The organism is Iocasia fonsfrigidae (assembly GCF_017751145.1).
In the GTDB taxonomy this organism is placed as follows: domain Bacteria; phylum Bacillota; class Halanaerobiia; order Halanaerobiales; family DTU029; genus Iocasia; species Iocasia fonsfrigidae.
Genome location: NZ_CP046640.1, coordinates 1,488,377 through 1,505,546 on the forward strand (window position 1 = coordinate 1,488,377; position 17,170 = coordinate 1,505,546).

The following is a 17,170-nucleotide window of genomic DNA, read 5'->3' on the forward strand; positions in this document are numbered from 1 at the left end:
CCGAGATTAATACATAAAAAGAAAACAAAGGATATAATGGACAAACATAATTTCTTATTTTTACCAGGATATACTATCCCTGAAGTAAAAGACCATTTGAAAGTAATTAATAAACACTTCCCTGAAAGGTATCTAAAGTTCTTGTTGGAACAGGGGATTAATATTGGTATTGATACCAGGGGTCGGGTACCTTTTCATCAGGTTCAGCATATCAGTATTATTGACAGACAGGCCGATAAATTTGGTCTAGGCCTGTGTTTTGAAGATAATAAAGGCTATGAAGAAATTTTGGAGTTAAGTCATAATGAGTTCTTTAAAGAAGAAGGCCTTTACGGGAATTTATTTAGTAAAAAAGAGGGTGATGGTAAGGGTGTCAACTATGACTATCTAATCTTTAAAGACGACCCTGATGTACTCTTACCCCATGTTTTTTTCAAGAAAAATAATGACAGACTATATGGGAGTTTAGGAAAAAACAAAGAAGAATTAAGCCCTCCAGAAGAGCCCTATCAATTTACAGCGGGCTTTGGTAAAAAGCAAAACTATAAAAAATCCAATGGTATGGGGGTAATTAAAATAAATGGCCATACTATTGGTGAAAATATTAGGTTTTTGAGAAAAAGCAGGTATCAAGGACAGTTCAAAGAAGAATATGAAGAAAATATCTACAAAGAAGGAACAGAGCAGCTAATGTTAAAACTCAGCTATAGTTTTACCCCTCACGGTAAACTAGATTTTAATTCCCTATTTGACCTCTATGATAAAACAGAACTAATCATCAAATATGGTATCCCTGGAGAAGGACCAGCAATAGAAAACATACTGGAGATAGATGATTTTCAGAATGGGGATTATGGGATAGAATTACCCAGGTATCATCTAATCTCAGGGACATTATATGCCAAACAGAAAAAGGAGTATTCTAATAATGAAATAATAAGCTGTGCGGGAAATGATATCAAGATAAACATCAACTCTGGAAAGGCCTATAATTATAAATTAAATCAGGAAGATGGAGAAGAGCTTTATAATCAAGCTGATAGGATTATTATTGGGGACAAGCCTATTGGCAGCGGGATTAATCTACATAGAGAAACAGAAGAAGGGATTATAGAGTATAGGGATGATGATCAAGTAAAATATGAGTTTTCTATCAAAAAAGACAAACTATTAATTGATTTACAAAACCACCCCCATATTAAAGAAATATACCGTGAAGAATTATCAAAAAATATTAGGGATAGTAAAATACTTGATGCAATATTAATAGAGAATTTTAAGAACGGTGATTATGGCTTGCACTTACCCTATGAACATATGGGAGAAAATTTTACGTTGCTGGTAGGGAGCAAAGCCCGGGAAGAGATAGAAATAAATCAACCCCATGATTATTATATATATTCCCAGAAAAGTTACTGTAATAATGAAGACTGTAAATTAAAAAAGCTCTGTCAGGAAAGGGGTAAAAATAGTCTTGGAAGTGAAGCCTGTTTCTGTAAACAGTATATATTTAATGAACTGGGATATAAAGCAATTAATGGAAAAGGTGACCTTTATATAGACGGCCTCAGGCTGGGTGAGATGAATATTGAGAAACTTACTTATATTGGTGGTCTGATCTCTGGATATACATTTAAAAAGGGTTTATATGAACTTGAGTGTAGATTTGAGCAAAAACTTAATAATGATGATAAGGTTGATGAACTGCTTATTAGTTATAAGGGGGGTATTAGGGGGAAAAATACAGGTGAATGGAATCATATCTTGATTAAAGGCTTTCAGAATGGTGATTATAATATCAATCTACCAGAGGTGGTTGTTTCATATCTACCTGGGAGTAATTATATTGGGTAAAAAAGGATTTCTATAGTTAAGACATTGTCAAAAACTAATACAGGAATAATTAGGAAAAAGTCTGCTATTTATAGACAGGCTTTTTTTGAATTTAAGCGACTTTTTAAACTAATGTTTTGCAATTTAAGGATAAGATAATACAGACTTATGACTTATTCTGAAAGACCTATCATAGTTTTAATTTTCTACTACTGGATTCCACTATCTTTTAAAATGAACAACAAGGTTTGCTGTTGTTAGATTTAGTCGTGTAGGAACAGTTTTTAACTAAAGGGATTCACCAACAAATTTATAGCCAATCCCCCAAACCGTTTGAATAAATTTAGGTTTTTTGGGATTGGTTTCTATTTTGTGTCGTAAATGATTTATATATACCATAATAGAATTATCATTAATAAAGCTATCACCCCATATATTTTGATACAGCTGTTCTTTGGAGAATACCTGATTGGGGTTTTCCATAAAAAATTTTATCATCATTAATTCCTTGGCTGAAAGAGAGATTTCTTTTTCGTTTTTATATAATTTATAAGTGTCTAAATTAAGTCTAAATGGTTCAATGATGATTTCTTTTCTTTGTTGTTTAAGGGAATTTAAATTTTTATTCCTGCGCAAATGTGCTTTTACATGAGCACAGAGAACAGCTGGATTAAAAGGTTTGGTAATATAGTCATCTGCTCCTATTCCTAATCCCAGGATTTTATCATAGTCTTTAATTTTTTTTCCTGTTATAAGAATAATAGGAATATGAATGCCATCAGTCCTAATTTTTTTGATAATATCTAATCCATCAATGTCCCCAATCATTATATCCAAAATAATTAAATCAAATGGTTTTTGAGCCATTATATTGAGAACTTTCTTACCACAATTTGCTTCAAAAATAATCATATTTTCTCTACTAAGAGTTTTCTTAATAATTTTTCGAATGTATTCTTCATCATCTGCAATTAGTATTTTTTCTTTACTCATAAGGTTAACCCCCTGCTTTATATAAAATTCAAATAATTATGTAACAAAAACTAAAATTAAATCTTAATAATTCTTAAGAAATTACTTAATAAATTTTAAGTTTTTTAAAGATTATTTTAAGTTTTATATTATAGTATAAAACCATAAAGAAACTTTAATTATTATTATATAATATTTTAAAGATTTTGTCATATAAGAGTCTTTCATAGGTTATTGTCAAACTTTTAGGAATTTATAACTGGAAGTTTAATGATTGAAATTTAAATTTTATTTCGAGAAAGCTAACAGGAGAATTGATATAATTGTTTATATATTAAACTTATTGGGGGCTTCGGAATGAAATTTATAAAAAGAATTAATATTTTTAATACCATTGAGAGTACTAAAATGATGATTTTCTTAATTATTTTTGTTTTTTTGGTCTTAATTTTTTTAGGGAGGATGATTTATGTAAGTTATACTTACTATCGGGATACTATGGTAATACAGCAAGAACAGCACTTATTAACAATTGCTAAATCTACTGCCAGGAATTTGGAGTTGTTTGTTGTTGGAAAAGCAGATAATCTAAAAATTATTGCTGGCAACCCCAAATTTCAAAAAAGACTAAATGTTTTTGTGAAAGATGGTATTGCACAGCCAGATATTTCTTCTATAAAAGCATTTTATGAGGTTCAAAAAAAAGAGATTCAGTCAGTTGCTTTATATGATGATAAAGGTAAACTTATCTATCATTGCTCAGGTGGGGCAAGTGTTAAAATTTCTGAACAGCTTTACAATTCTGTTGATTCTGGCAATGACGATGTAAATTATGTTTTGAAAACACAGCAGTCTTATATTGGTAGTGTTTATCAGGGAATAAGGGGAGATTTTGTTTTTAATATTTTACAGCCTGTCTTTTATAAGGAACGATTTATAGGAATCTTAGTTGCTACAATAAATTTAAATACCCTTTATAATCATCTAGTTAAACCAGTAAAGGTGGGGAAAAAGGGTTATGTAATGGTAAAAGATAAAAAAGGAATTATCTTAATGCATCCGGTTAAAGAACAGATTGGGACACATGTCATTATAAAGAGGAAAGAGAAATACCCTGGCTTAAATTTTACTGAATTAAAGAATTTGATAAAAAGGCAGTTAACAGGAAAAGAAGGGACGGCAGTCTATCATTCATACTGGTGGCCTGACAGTAAATTAGTTATGGTTAAGAAATTGACTGGCTTTGCTCCAGCTCATATTGGTGATGATTTTTGGATAGTAGCAGCTCCCATGTCTTATGAGGAAATTGCAGACCCGATAAAGGAGAATTTACTTAGTACTTTGCTGATAGCTGGAGGATTTATAATTATATTTTCAAGTTGTATTTTTCTTATTATAAAAATACAAAAAAATAAAGAAGCACTGGAAATAAAAACAAAATATTTAAAGGAATTAAATGAAAAAGCTGAAGAATTGAGGAAAAGTGAGGCACAGTTGCAACATTCCCAGAAGATACAGACAATAGGTACTCTAACAGGCGGTATTGCTCATGAATTCAATAATCTACTGACCCCTATTCTTGGTTACGCAGAACTGATGTTAAAAGATTTATCCCAGGAGAACTACTGGTATGAAGATATCAATGAAATCTATGAAGCAGCAAAAAAATCCAAAGAATTAATAAAACAGATTTTGATCTTTAGCCATAGAGATAATAATAAACACTATAAGCCTGTAAAAATAAATGAATTGATAAAAGAAACACTGAAATTAATGAAATCTATTTTACCTTCTAACATAGATATAATTGAAAACTTTGAAGATTGCGGATACATTCTGGCTAATCCTACTCAAATAAATCAAGTTATTTTTAATCTCTGTACTAATGCCTATGATGCTATGAAGAAACAGGGTGGTTTATTAGAAATAAGCATGCATTTAATTGATAAGGATGACGAGAATATATTGAATAATGAAGATTTTTCAAGCAAGAAATACGTAAAAATTTCTGTAAAAGATACTGGTTGTGGTATGAAAGAAAAAATAATGCATCAAATCTTTGATCCGTTTTTTACTACAAAAGCTGTGGGTGAAGGGACGGGTCTGGGTTTATCTGTTGTCCATGGTATTGTAGCCAGTCATAATGGTAAAATTTTTGTCGAAAGTAAAATAGGAAAAGGAAGTGTCTTTAATGTCTATTTTCCACAAATGGAAGGGCAATATGTAGATTTACAAAACAATAATAATATTGTTTTAAAAGGTGATGAAACTATTTTGTTGATTGATGATGACCCTAGTATAGTAAATATGATGAAAAAGAGATTGGAAAAATTAGGTTATAAAATAATTGCCCAGACAAATAGCTTAAAGGCTTTAAAAATTTTCAAGAAAAACCCTCCTAGATTTCAATTAATTATTACAGACCAGACCATGCATCATTTAAATGGGATTGGAGTAGCTGAAAAGGCTAAGGCTATATACCCTGAGATCAAGGTTATCCTTATGACCGGGTTTGTTAATGAGCCAGTGAAAGATTATATTAATAGTCCACTTATTGATGATTATATAATCAAACCGGTCTTACTTAATGAACTTAGTCAAAAAATAAGAAGGGTCTTAATGGTAAACCAGCAAAACGATTAGGAATTTGGAAAGGAGGTAATTAATGGATACAGAGCAGATAAGAGAAAAAATTGTTCACTTGAATTCTAAGGCGGAAAAAAATCAGGTAATAAAATTCTTAAAGCAACAAAATTTAAAGTTTGATAAAGATATAGAATATACAGTCGCTTTATTTGACCCCCAAAAAATGATTGGAACAGGTTCCTTTAGTGGCAAAATTTTGAAATGTATTGCCATAGCCCCAGAATACAAGAGCTTGGGGTTGGCTAATAAAATTATAACACTTTTACTCCAAGAAGAGTTTCGGCGGGGAAATATTCATTTATTTCTTTATACCAAGCCAGAGAATAAAAGGCTGTTTTCTGAATTAGGATTTTACAAAATTTCAGAGCTAAATTCCAGGATAGTACTGATGGAAAATAAAGCTGCTGGAATAAAAGATTACCTGACAGAAATTGTTCAGTATAAAAGGGATACTGGAATTGTTTCCACTATTGTAATGAACTGCAACCCGTTTACCCTGGGACATCAATATTTAGTTGAATATGCTGCTTCAAGGAGTGATCAGCTACATATTTTTATTGTCTGGGAGGACAAATCTATTTTCCCTCCTGAATTGAGATATCAATTAGTGAAAGAGGGTGTTAAACATTTAAGCAATGTAATTGTACATAAAGGAAGGGATTATATTATTTCTGCAGCGACTTTCCCCTCATATTTTATAAAAACATACCAGGAAGTAGTTGAGACACAGGCGGCTCTGGATTTGAAAATATTTAGTGACCATATTATACCAGCCTTAGGGATAAGTAAACGTTTTGTTGGTGAAGAGCCTTTCTGTCCAGTAACAAGGACTTATAATAAAATAATGAAAAAAATATTACCTGAAAAAGGTGTTGAAGTTGTAGAAGTTTCTAGATTGTCTATTGGAAGAGATATTGTTAGTGCCTCAAAAGTGAGGGAATATATTGGACAGGGGGAATTTTTAAAAGTAAAAAAATTAGTTCCGGAAACTACCTATAATTTTTTGATTTCAGAGAATGCAAAAGATATTATTCAGCAGCTGCAATCAGGCTATTAAATTAAGGAAAGGGTGTTAAAAATGAAAATTAAGAATGCAGGGATGGCTGGAACACTGGAGTCAAGTGATATTAATATTTTAATAGAGAATAATGATCAAAAGGGTATTGAGATTGATTTAAAGAGCATAGTCCAAAATCAATTTGGAACACAAATAAAAAAGGTGATTCAGGAAACCCTTGAAAACTTGGGAATTACTGATGCTATTGTTCATGCAAATGATAAAGGTGCATTGGATTGTACAATAAAGGCAAGGGTTTTAACAGCAGTTTATCGAGCTGCTAATAAAACAGATTATAAATGGGAGGAATTTTAAATGCATTCTTTAAGAAGAACTATGCTGTATGTTCCGGGGAATAATCCAGGAATGATACTCAATGTTCATATCTATGGAGCTGATTCGATTATGTTTGACTTGGAAGATTCTGTTTCATTGAATGAGAAAGATTCCGCTAGATTTTTGGTCTATAATGCTTTAAAAACCTTTGATTATAGAAATACTGAAACGGTCGTTCGTGTAAATGGTTTAAACACTCCTTTTGGAAAAGAGGATCTTGAGGCTATTGTCCGGGCTAAACCGGATATAATCCGTCTCCCCAAAACGGAAAAAGCAGAAGATGTACAGGAGGTGGATTACTTAGTAACTGAAATTGAAAATAAAATTGGTTTGGAGTCTGGAAGTATAAAATTAATGGCGGCAATTGAGAGTGCTCTTGGGGTAATTAATGCTAGCCAGATTGCTACTGCTAGTGCGAGATTGCTTGGGATTGCTCTTGGTGCTGAAGACTTTGTAACTGATTTAAAAACTACTCGTTCAATGGATGGGATTGAACTGCTTACTGCTAGAAGTCAGATTTTATTTGCTGCCCGGGCAGCAGGAATCAATGCTTTGGATACGGTTTTTTCCGATGTTAATGATGAAGAAGGTTTAATAAATGAAGTTAAATTAATTAAACAATTGGGTTTTGATGGCAAATCAATAATTAACCCGCGGCAGATTGAACCAGTTCATAAAATATTCACACCAACAACAGAAGAGATAGAAAAAGCGACCAGGGTTTTAGGGGCAATTAAAGAGGCGGAAGAAAAAGGTTCAGGGGTTATCAGTTTAGATGGAAAAATGGTTGATAAACCAATTGTAGACAGGGCTCGACGAACAATAGACTTGGCTAATGCTGCCAGGGTATATATCTAGAAGGAGTGTTTTAGATGATTAATAAAGTAAATAGAGAGATTCCTCAAGAAATAGAAGGCTTGGAAAAATTATTGCCTTTTCGAGGTTTTAAGGGTCAGATAAAAGATATACAACGATTGAAAGAACGGCAGGTTTCGGAAAACAGGAAGAAGTTTTTACCTAGTATTGAAAAAGCTATCCTGGAAACAGGGCTTAAAGATGGAATGACTATTTCTTTTCACCATCATTTTAGAAATGGAGATTACATTATCAATATGGTAATGGAGGTTATTGCCAAATTAGGGATTAAGGATATTGTTTTGGCTTCAAGTTCCTTGACAAAGATACATTCCTCTCTGATTGAACATATAAAAAATGGAGTTATTAGGCGAATTGAGACCAGTGGTTTAAGGGGTGAACTAGCAGTTGCAATATCAGAGGGTTTAATGGACATACCGGTATGCTTACGTTCTCATGGGGGAAGGGCCCGGGCAATTTCTACTGATGAATTACATATTGATGTAGCATTTTTGGGTGTTCCTTCTTGTGATGCATATGGCAATGCTAATGGTTATTCTAGAGAAAATTCTGCTGCCTCAGCCTGTGGGTCATTAGGGTATGCCAAAATAGATGCTCAGTATGCAGATCAGGTTGTTTTGATTACTGATAATATTGTCGGATATCCTAATGTGCCATTTGCTATCCCTCAGTCACAGGTAAATTATATTATCAAAGTTGATTCTATTGGGGATCCTAAAGGAATTATGTCTGGGGCAACACGTTTTACTAAAAACCCTAAAGATTTATTGATTGCTAAACATGCTGCTGATGTGATTGAAGCATCTGGTTATTTTGAAGAGGGATTTTCTCTACAGACTGGTTCCGGTGGTGCGTCTCTGGCGACAACCAGATTTTTAAAAGAAAAAATGATAAAAAAGGGCATTAAAGCCAGTTTTGCTTTAGGAGGAATTACCGGTCAAATTGTTAATTTACATGAAGAAGGGCTTATAAAAAAGTTACTTGATGTTCAGAGTTTTGATCTTAAGGCAGTAGAATCACTTAAAAATAATCGTTTTCATTACCAGATTGATGCTTCCTATTATGCCAATCCTGATAAAGAGGGGAGTGCAGTAAATCAATTAGATATTGTTGTTCTCAGTGCTTTAGAGATAGATAAAGATTTTAATGTTAATGTAATGACAGGTTCAGATGGAGTGCTCAGGGGAGCTATCGGGGGCCATTGTGATACAGCAGCTGGAGCCTCTGTTGCTATTGTTGTAGCCCCGCTGATGAGAGGCCGGATGCCTACTATTTTGGATAGGGTGAATACTATTGTTACTCCTGGAAATACGGTGGATATTCTGGTAACAGACCAGGGGATTGCAGTTAATCCTTTAAGAAAGGATCTCTTAGCTAATCTTAGTTCAGCTAAAATACCTATTTATAGTATTGAAGAATTACAGGAAAAAGCTGAACGTTTAGTTGGTAAACCTGAACCGATCAGGGTAAAAGACAAAATTGTAGGTGTTGTAACTTATCGAGATGGTTCAGTTATTGATGTTGTCCGTCAAATTGATAGGGAGCGACAATTTTAATTATGAATATGATAAGAGAAATTAGTTTGCAGGAACTACTTCGTGCACGGGAGCTAAGGGCAGCTAGGCAAAAAGAGTTGATTAATAAATATCAGGCCTGCCTGATATCGTTTATGGTTAATACGCCAGGGAAATTCAAATTAACTGTTTTAAGCAAGAAAATTCATGATGAAGGAAGTAAGGTTTTAAGGGAAACTTTTGAGAAAGAATATATTTTTCCTATCTATCAGGAAGTTCATAAAAAAGCAACAGGAATAGAGAGTTTCATTCTTGTAAATATGGATGAAATAAAATTGAAAAAAATTCTTGTAGAAATAGAAGATAATCATCTCCTTGGCCGGCTGTTTGATTTTGATGTAATCAATAAAGAGTATCAGAATATTAGCAGGCAAACAATCAAAAAAAGGGGTAGAAGATGTTTGTTATGCAAAGATCAGGCAGCAGTTTGTGTTCGCAGTCAGAAACATTCATATGAGGAACTGCTGGAAAAAATTAATACAATAAGTAAAGAATATTTCAATATGATGAGTGGATGATTAATATATTTTGTTGGTATACCAGGAAATTATGTGTTTGTTTAATATAATATATATTCATTGGTTTAGACCATAAAAGAATGAAGGGAAGGAGGGATTTTACTAATATAATAGATGGTTAATAACCATTGATATATAAAGTTAGGCTATTATTAAATAATAGCCCTATCAAATCTAAAATGGGAGTGTGAAAAATGAAAACAAAAAAAAGCATAATATTGGGTTTGTTTTTATTACTAACTTTAACGTTAATTTTTTCCGGGTTAAGTTTAGCCAAGGAATATCCACGAGGGACAATGGAGTTTATTGCTCCTGCTGGGGCAGGTGGAGGTTGGGATTTGACGATTCGTACAGTAGGAAAAGTATTGAAGGATTCTAAATTAGTGACTGTTCCAATGCCTATTACTAATAGACCAGGTGGTGGTGGTGGGGTAAACTTAGCATATTTAAATGGTAGTAAGGGAAGTGACAGGATCATTTCAGTTTATTCCCCACCATTGATTTTGATTAATCTTAATGGTTCTACAAATTATAGTTACCGGGATACTACACCGCTGGCCCGCTTGATTACAGATTATGGTGTTTTTGTTGTAGCTAAGAATTCTAAATATAATACTATCAAGGAAGTAATGGATGCCCTAAAAAAAGACCCTAAGAGTGTAAAAATTGGTGGAACCTCTTCTGTTGGAAGTATGGATCATATTCAATTTTTATTGATAGCTAAAGCAGCAGGGGTAAAAAACTTAAAGGATATAGATTATATAAGTTTTCAGGGTGGTTCGGGCCCGGCCCAGCTCTTAGGTGGACATATTGATTTACTGTCGACAGGCTTAGGTGATGTAAAAGCCTTACTGGATAGTGGAAATTTAAGGGCACTTGCTCAAACTGGCAGTAAACGTGTAGGGAAAGGTGTTTTTGCTACGATTCCCACTGTTAAAGAACAAGGCATTGAGGCGACATTTGAGAACTGGCGGGGTTTATTCGGAGCTCCTGGAATGCCTGAATATGCTCAAAAATACTGGCGCGAAACGATAGCCAAGATGGTGAAAACACCAGAATGGCAAGAAGCATGTGTGAGAAATAATTGGACTCAGTCCTATGCAGATGCTGATGAATTTAAAGCCTTTTTAGATAAAGTCAATCAGGAGTATAAAAGTATTTTAAAAGAAATAGGAATGTTAAAGCAATAAGTTATAACTAATGTGGGATTTAGAGGTAAGATTTTTTTCTTGCCTCTTACTTCCTACATCCTATTTCTTAACACATACTTAGATGTATTTAAACAATTCTGGAGGTGGATAAAAATGAATATAAGGGTAATATCCGGTCTTTTGGCAATAATTATCGGCTGTATATATAGTATTTTAGCTTACAATTTACCTAGGGCAACAGTTGGTAATCCAATAGCTCCTATATTATTTCCATTAGGCCTGGGAGTAACAATGCTTATTTTCGGCATTATTTTGTTTATAAAAGAGAGTAAAAAAGAAAGGGGATTAGCTGAAGAAAAAAGGAAGAATCAAAGAAAAGTCATATTAAGTTCTGGAAAATTAGTCATTATAACCTGTTTATCCAGTATTATCTATGCTTTATTATTTGAAAGAATTGGTTATGTTTTATCTACTCTTTTATTTATGGGTTTGATTTTATTTGCAATAAATGGAAAGGAAAATTGGAAAATAAATGTCCTGGTAGCGGTATGTTTTAGTGTTGGAATATACTTTATTTTCTTAAAATTATTGGGGATTCCACTACCTTCCTTACCAGTTTTTGATATTTAATTGGAGAGGTGAAAATAAATGGATGTAATATTAAATAATTTGATAGTAGGTTTTCAGACTGCCTTAACTCCAGGTCACCTATTTTGGATTACTATAGGGGGAATATTGGGTACAATTATTGGGATGTTACCTGGTTTGGGACCAGCGACAGGGGTAGCAGTTTTATTACCGATGACTTTCTCAATGGGACCGGTTACTTCATTGATTACAATGTGTGGAATATATTATGGGGCTATGTTTGGTGGCTCTAGGAGTTCCATCTTGATTAATACACCTGGAGACGGTGCTGCTTTAGCAGCAACATTTGACGGATACCCTATGTCTCAGCAGGGAAGAGCAGAGGCTGCTCTGGCAATGTCAGCCATTGCCTCTTTTATTGGAGGAATTATAGCAACGGTTTTTATGACTTTAGTAGCGAACCCGGTAGCAAATTTTGCTTTGAGATTTGGTCCAGCAGAATATTTTCTATTGATGGTTACTGCTTTATCAGCAACAGCCTCCATGTCTAAAAAAAATTTAGTACGTGGTTTTATTTCAATGATACTTGGTCTGATGATTTCTACAGTTGGTCTGGATTCTCAGTCTGGAATTAACCGTTTTACCTTTGGTGTTCTGGAATTACAGACTGGTATTGATTTTCTGGTAGTAATCATTGCGATTTATGCCTTAGGTGAAGTATTCAAATGTTTCAAAGAAATTCATGAAGGCAAGAAAAAAGCCCAGACTAAGTTTGGTAAGATCTGGATAACAAAAGAGGATTGGAAAAAAAGCTGGCTACCAATTCTTAGGAGTACACCATTGGGCTTTTTTGTGGGGGCTTTACCGGGAGCAGGTGGAACCATGGCTTCACTAATGGCTTATAATAATGAAAAACAGCTGGCTAAAAATCCGGATGATTTTGGAAAAGGGGAGATTGTTGGCCTGGCTGCTCCTGAAGCAGCTAATAATGCTGCCTCTGTGGGGGCTTTGATACCAATGTTGACCCTTGGAATTCCCGGTTCAGGAACAACAGCTGTTATGATGGGGGCTTTATTGATGTTGGGTTTACAGCCTGGTCCTCTTTTGTTTACACAACATCCGGATATTGCCTGGGGATTAATTGCCAGTATGTTTTTAGGCAACATGTTGCTGGCAATAATTAATATACCACTGGCAGGTTTATTAGTAAGGGTACTCTCAATCCCCCCTAAAATCTTATACCCGATTGTATTAGGTTTAGCTTTTATCGGCACCTTTGCAATTAGTAATAGTGTTATTGATTTTTACTTACTGGTGATTTTTGGTTTGATGGGATATTTTATGAAAAATGCAGGGATTCCTACAGCACCTTTAATTTTGGGGGTTATTGTCGGTAATAAAATGGAAATATCGTTTAGGCAGGCACTAATTATTTCAGATGGTAGTTATAGGATTTTTGTTGCTTCACCAGTAGCAATTGTTTTGATTATCTTGACAGTAATTTCTGTTGCTTATCCATTTTTGAAAGATTATTTTAAAAATACTAAAGAAATTACCGCCTAATGTGTAATATTAATAATGAGATATAAAAAACATTCTAAAATTGCAAGTTGTAAATCTAATTCTATTATTTTTTACATTCTTATAAGTTGGTGGTCAAATGAGTAATCAAACAATCAGTACTAATAGCCTTTGTAAATATATCAGTAAATCTGCTGTAGAAGCGATGTTATATGAAGTTTCAGCAAGTCCCAAACCAGGGCTGGTTGATAGGTATAATTCTGGCGCTCACCAGGACATGGATTTTTTTACATTTATGTCTAGCAGCGCTGCTCTTAACTATTATTTCTATAGGTGTGCAGAAAAGGGAGTGGCTTTTGCTAATCAAGATGCCAGGAAGTTATTAGAGCACCTAAGGGGCATAGGAAAAGAAGCAGAACGAGATATGTATCAAGCTACCGGGGGAGTAAATACCCATAAAGGACTTATTTTTTCTTTAGGGATTATTTCTGCAGCTGCGGCAAGTTGTTTTTTTGCTGAAGGTAGTTGGCCTCTATCGTTGGAAAGAATTTGTAAGAAGATTTCACAGATAACTAGGGGTATTACAATAAGAGAGCTAAGCAGTGCCAAACTAAGTGATATAAAAGAAGAAAAAAATTTAACAGCTGGTGAGATACTCTTTAAGCAATATAATATTAAGGGAATTCGGGGAGAAGTAGAAAAAGGTTTTCCAACAGTTAGGAAAACTTCTTTTCCCTTCCTTTTGAAGTATTTAAATAAAAACCAGGGAACAATTAATGACATTTTAGTACAGGTCTTACTATATTTAATGACAGTAACGGAAGATACCAATATAATTGCTAGACATAATTTAAAAATGCTTCAATATGTAAAGTCTTGTGCCCTTCAGGCCCTGGATTTAGGTGGGATTTTTACTAAAGAAGGTAAAAATTATTTGCAGCAAATGGATGCTGATTTTAGGCAAAAGAATATTAGTCCTGGGGGTTCTGCTGATCTACTTGCTGTTACAATTATGTTTGTTTTTTTAACGCAAGATATGATGGGAGGTTTAATGCAAAAAGAAAGGTAATTATTAATTATGATTTAGGAATCGATGATGTTTTAGCCCTTGTGCCGGGCATTTCCTTTATTGGAGATAGATGATTTTCAAAATGCTGATTATAATATAAATCTACCAGAGGTGGTTGTTTCATATCCACCTGGGAGTAATTATACTGGGTAAAAAAGGATTTCTATCGTTAAGATATTGTCAAAAACTAATACAGTAATAATTAGGAAAAAGCCTGTTATTTATAGACAGGCTTTTTTTGGAATTTAAGCAACTTTTAAAACCAGTGTTTTGCAATTCAGAGATGTAATAATATAGACTTATATACTATGTCGATAGAGGATTTTTTGGATATTTATTGAATTATTATATATATAAAGAATATACTAGCGGACTTTTTACTTAATCTAGGAGGCTAAATAAATGATAACAGGAGAACTAAAAAATAAAGTAGATAAAATATGGGAGATATTTTGGACAGGAGGGATAACCAATCCCCTTTCAGTTATAGAACAGTTTACCTATTTGCTGTTTATCAAGGGCTTAGATGATAAACAGAATGACTTAGAGCAAAATGCATCAGTAATTGGAATTGAAGCCAAGGAGATATTTAAAGAAGATGAACAGGATTTAAGGTGGAAGAATTTTAAACAATTAGCTGCCAAGGAAATGTACAATCTTGTCTCTAAAAAGGTTTTTCCCTTTATCAAGAATTTACATGGTGATAAGGATTCTGCCTTTTCCAGATATATGGATGATGCTATTTTTATGATACCAACACCACAGATGTTGGAGAAGATAGTAACAAATATTGATACCCTGCCCATGGAAGAAAGAGATGCTAAAGGGGACTTATATGAGTACCTTTTATCCAAAGTAGCAACCTCTGGTACTAATGGGCAGTTTAGAACACCAAGACATATTATTAAAATGATGGTTGAACTGGTTAATCCAACTCCATCAGATATTATAGTTGATCCCGCAGCAGGGACAGCCGGGTTTCTGGTGGCTGCTGGTGAGTATCTACAGAAAAACAATCAGGATCTCTTTACAGTCCAGGAACTAAATCAACACTACCATAATAATATGTTTCACGGTTATGACATGGATAGGACTATGCTCCGGATAGGTGCCATGAATATGATGTTACATGGGGTTGAAAGCCCTCATATAGAGTATCAAGACTCCTTATCTGATCAAAACAAAGATGAAGAGAAATATACCCTTTTACTGGCCAATCCGCCATTTAAGGGGTCATTAGATTATGAGTCTGTATCAGCAGACTTACTTAAAGTAACCAAGACTAAAAAGACAGAACTATTATTCTTAACCCTGATGCTGCGTATGCTGAAAAAAGGCGGCCGCTGTGCTACAATAGTTCCTGATGGTGTCTTATTTGGCAGTTCCAGGGCTCACAAGGCAATCAGGAAAGAGATTGTAGAGAATCACCATCTACATGCAGTAATCTCAATGCCCAGTGGTGTCTTTAAACCCTATGCAGGGGTTTCTACTGCTATCTTAGTCTTTACCAAAACAGGGGCAGGGGGAACAGATAAAGTCTGGTTTTATGACATGAAAGCCGATGGCTATTCATTAGATGATAAACGTCAGCCGATAGAAGATAGTGATATAGATGATATAATCAAGAGATATCATGCACGGGAGAATGAAGAAGATAGAGAGAGGACAGAGCAGTCGTTTCTGGTTTCTAAGGATGAAATTAAAGAAAATAATTATGATTTATCAATAACTATATATAAAGAGATTGAATATGAGGAAGTTGAGTATGAAGAACCACAAGATATTCTTTCCAAAATAAAAAAATTAGAAGATGAAATTATAAATATTATTGATGATTTGGAAGGAATGATATATTAATGCATAAAAAAAAATCTATTAAAGAACTATTTACTTTTTTAAAAAAATCCAAGATAAAAGCAGGTGAAGGTTTAGAAGAAGGGAAGTATCCTTTTTATACTTCTAGTAATACCCTAAGTAAATATCTGAATTATTATGAGATTGAAGATGAATCTTTGATTTTTGGAACTGGTGGGAAAGCTAGTATTCATTATTCTGAAGGGGAATTTTCTACTTCGACAGATTGTTATGTGATACAACCTAAGGTTGTGGATGAAATAGATTTAAAATATGTGTATTATTATTTGTCTGGTAATATGAGAATATTAGAAGAAGGTTTTAGAGGTGCTGGATTAAAGCATATTTCAAAAAAATATCTACGGACAATTAAGATTCCTATTCCACCACTCCAAACCCAAAAGAGAATAGTTGAAGTTCTAGATAAAGCTAAGATATTAATTGATTTAAGGAAGAAACAAATTGAGCTTATGGATAGATTAATAAAGTCTATTTTTTTTAATAAATTTATTCAAAGAGTAGATGAATATAAAAGTTGGGATGTTGTAGAGATACAAGATTTAGCATTAAAAAATAAGGATAGTATGCGAACAGGACCTTTTGGAAGTAATTTAAGGCACTCAGAGTTTGTTGATGAGGGTATTGCTGTTTTAGGAATAGACAATGCAGTTGATAATGTTTTTAAATGGAAAGAAAGAAGATATATTACAGAAGAAAAATATATGGAGTTGAAAAGATATACAGTTTTTCCAGATGATGTACTTATAACAATAATGGGAACAACAGGAAGATCAGCAGTAGTTCCTAAAGATATACCAAAAGCTATAAACACAAAACATTTAGCCTGTATAACAGTTAATAAGGGAAAAGTATCACCATATTATTTGTCATATTCAATTCATTCTCATCCATATATTCTTAAACAAATTAATTCAAAAAGCAAGGGAGCAATAATGAATGGATTAAACCTAACAATAATAAAGGAACTTAAAATACCATTACCACCAATTGAATTACAGAAGGAATTTGGGAAATCTTATCTTGAAATACAAGAAAAAAAGAAACAATTTGAGAACATTCTTTTTTTGTTAAAAAACAACTTCAATAGCTTAATGCAGAAGGCTTTTAAAGGAGAACTCTTCAATTAATAAAGTAAGATATATTATAAGATTAGG

General features: G+C 33.4%; 14 protein-coding genes. 13 read left to right on the forward strand and 1 reads right to left on the reverse strand.

From position 1 onward, the window contains the following. Positions 1–36 precede the first annotated feature (36 nt). Positions 37–1,854, forward strand: a complete 1,818-nt coding sequence (locus tag GM661_RS07045) for a hypothetical protein (protein WP_230869380.1) — start codon at positions 37–39, stop codon at positions 1,852–1,854. Positions 1,855–2,121: 267 nt separating this feature from the next. Here the strand turns inward: GM661_RS07045 and GM661_RS07050 are convergent, their stop codons facing one another. Continuing rightward, the gene (locus tag GM661_RS07050; protein ID WP_230869381.1) at positions 2,122–2,826 is read right to left on the reverse strand and encodes a response regulator transcription factor; all 705 of its coding nucleotides are present in this window, start codon (positions 2,824–2,826) and stop codon (positions 2,122–2,124) included. Positions 2,827–3,162: 336 nt separating this feature from the next. Here GM661_RS07050 and GM661_RS07055 point away from each other — a divergent pair, with 336 nt between their 5' ends. The 12 genes from GM661_RS07055 (at position 3,163) to GM661_RS07110 (ending at position 17,143) form a co-directional block, all read left to right on the forward strand. Then, complete coding sequence (locus GM661_RS07055; protein WP_230869382.1) at positions 3,163–5,448, forward strand: sensor histidine kinase; 2,286 nt, start codon at positions 3,163–3,165, stop codon at positions 5,446–5,448. 22 nt (positions 5,449–5,470) lie between these two features. Then, positions 5,471–6,508: a [citrate (pro-3S)-lyase] ligase gene (citC, locus tag GM661_RS07060; RefSeq protein WP_230869383.1), complete on the forward strand. Its 1,038-nt coding sequence runs from the start codon at positions 5,471–5,473 to the stop codon at positions 6,506–6,508. A 21-nt stretch (positions 6,509–6,529) separates the two neighbouring features. Next, the gene (gene citD / locus GM661_RS07065; protein ID WP_125989536.1) at positions 6,530–6,823 is read left to right on the forward strand and encodes a citrate lyase acyl carrier protein; all 294 of its coding nucleotides are present in this window, start codon (positions 6,530–6,532) and stop codon (positions 6,821–6,823) included. Further along, positions 6,824–7,702 carry a citrate (pro-3S)-lyase subunit beta gene (gene citE / locus GM661_RS07070; RefSeq protein WP_230869384.1) on the forward strand — a complete coding sequence of 293 codons (879 nt, stop codon included), beginning with the start codon at positions 6,824–6,826 and terminating at the stop codon, positions 7,700–7,702. A gap of 14 nt (positions 7,703–7,716) precedes the next feature. Further along, entirely contained in the window at positions 7,717–9,276 is a 1,560-nt protein-coding gene (gene citF, locus GM661_RS07075) for a citrate lyase subunit alpha (protein ID WP_125989540.1), read from the forward strand. Between the two features lie 2 nt (positions 9,277–9,278). Beyond that, positions 9,279–9,812, forward strand: coding sequence for a citrate lyase holo-[acyl-carrier protein] synthase (citX, locus tag GM661_RS07080; RefSeq protein WP_230869385.1), 534 nt, complete (start codon positions 9,279–9,281; stop codon positions 9,810–9,812). Between the two features lie 194 nt (positions 9,813–10,006). Next, a complete protein-coding gene (locus GM661_RS07085; RefSeq protein ID WP_125989544.1) occupies positions 10,007–11,002 on the forward strand; it encodes a Bug family tripartite tricarboxylate transporter substrate binding protein in 996 nt (331 codons plus the stop codon). A 114-nt stretch (positions 11,003–11,116) separates the two neighbouring features. Continuing rightward, a complete protein-coding gene (locus GM661_RS07090; RefSeq protein WP_230869386.1) occupies positions 11,117–11,593 on the forward strand; it encodes a tripartite tricarboxylate transporter TctB family protein in 477 nt (158 codons plus the stop codon). 18 nt (positions 11,594–11,611) lie between these two features. Then, entirely contained in the window at positions 11,612–13,114 is a 1,503-nt protein-coding gene (locus GM661_RS07095; protein WP_125989548.1) for a tripartite tricarboxylate transporter permease, read from the forward strand. 97 nt (positions 13,115–13,211) lie between these two features. Then, entirely contained in the window at positions 13,212–14,141 is a 930-nt protein-coding gene (gene citG, locus GM661_RS07100; protein WP_230869387.1) for a triphosphoribosyl-dephospho-CoA synthase CitG, read from the forward strand. Between the two features lie 402 nt (positions 14,142–14,543). Continuing rightward, a complete protein-coding gene (locus GM661_RS07105) occupies positions 14,544–15,998 on the forward strand; it encodes a type I restriction-modification system subunit M (RefSeq protein WP_230869388.1) in 1,455 nt (484 codons plus the stop codon). Continuing rightward, positions 15,998–17,143: a restriction endonuclease subunit S gene (locus tag GM661_RS07110; RefSeq protein WP_230869389.1), complete on the forward strand. Its 1,146-nt coding sequence runs from the start codon at positions 15,998–16,000 to the stop codon at positions 17,141–17,143. The genes GM661_RS07105 and GM661_RS07110 overlap by 1 nt, the downstream gene beginning before the upstream one ends. Positions 17,144–17,170 lie beyond the last annotated feature (27 nt).

Bases quoted from the DNA above. Each gene is read 5' to 3' on its own strand.
- GM661_RS07045 (WP_230869380.1), top strand. From the start codon at position 37: ATGGACAAACATAATTTCTTATTTTTACCAGGATATACTATCCCTGAA.
- GM661_RS07050 (WP_230869381.1), bottom strand. From the start codon at position 2,826: ATGAGTAAAGAAAAAATACTAATTGCAGATGATGAAGAATACATTCGA.
- GM661_RS07055 (WP_230869382.1), top strand. From the start codon at position 3,163: ATGAAATTTATAAAAAGAATTAATATTTTTAATACCATTGAGAGTACT.
- citC (WP_230869383.1), top strand. From the start codon at position 5,471: ATGGATACAGAGCAGATAAGAGAAAAAATTGTTCACTTGAATTCTAAG.
- citD (WP_125989536.1), top strand. From the start codon at position 6,530: ATGAAAATTAAGAATGCAGGGATGGCTGGAACACTGGAGTCAAGTGAT.
- citE (WP_230869384.1), top strand. From the start codon at position 6,824: ATGCATTCTTTAAGAAGAACTATGCTGTATGTTCCGGGGAATAATCCA.
- citF (WP_125989540.1), top strand. From the start codon at position 7,717: ATGATTAATAAAGTAAATAGAGAGATTCCTCAAGAAATAGAAGGCTTG.
- citX (WP_230869385.1), top strand. From the start codon at position 9,279: ATGAATATGATAAGAGAAATTAGTTTGCAGGAACTACTTCGTGCACGG.
- GM661_RS07085 (WP_125989544.1), top strand. From the start codon at position 10,007: ATGAAAACAAAAAAAAGCATAATATTGGGTTTGTTTTTATTACTAACT.
- GM661_RS07090 (WP_230869386.1), top strand. From the start codon at position 11,117: ATGAATATAAGGGTAATATCCGGTCTTTTGGCAATAATTATCGGCTGT.
- GM661_RS07095 (WP_125989548.1), top strand. From the start codon at position 11,612: ATGGATGTAATATTAAATAATTTGATAGTAGGTTTTCAGACTGCCTTA.
- citG (WP_230869387.1), top strand. From the start codon at position 13,212: ATGAGTAATCAAACAATCAGTACTAATAGCCTTTGTAAATATATCAGT.
- GM661_RS07105 (WP_230869388.1), top strand. From the start codon at position 14,544: ATGATAACAGGAGAACTAAAAAATAAAGTAGATAAAATATGGGAGATA.
- GM661_RS07110 (WP_230869389.1), top strand. From the start codon at position 15,998: ATGCATAAAAAAAAATCTATTAAAGAACTATTTACTTTTTTAAAAAAA.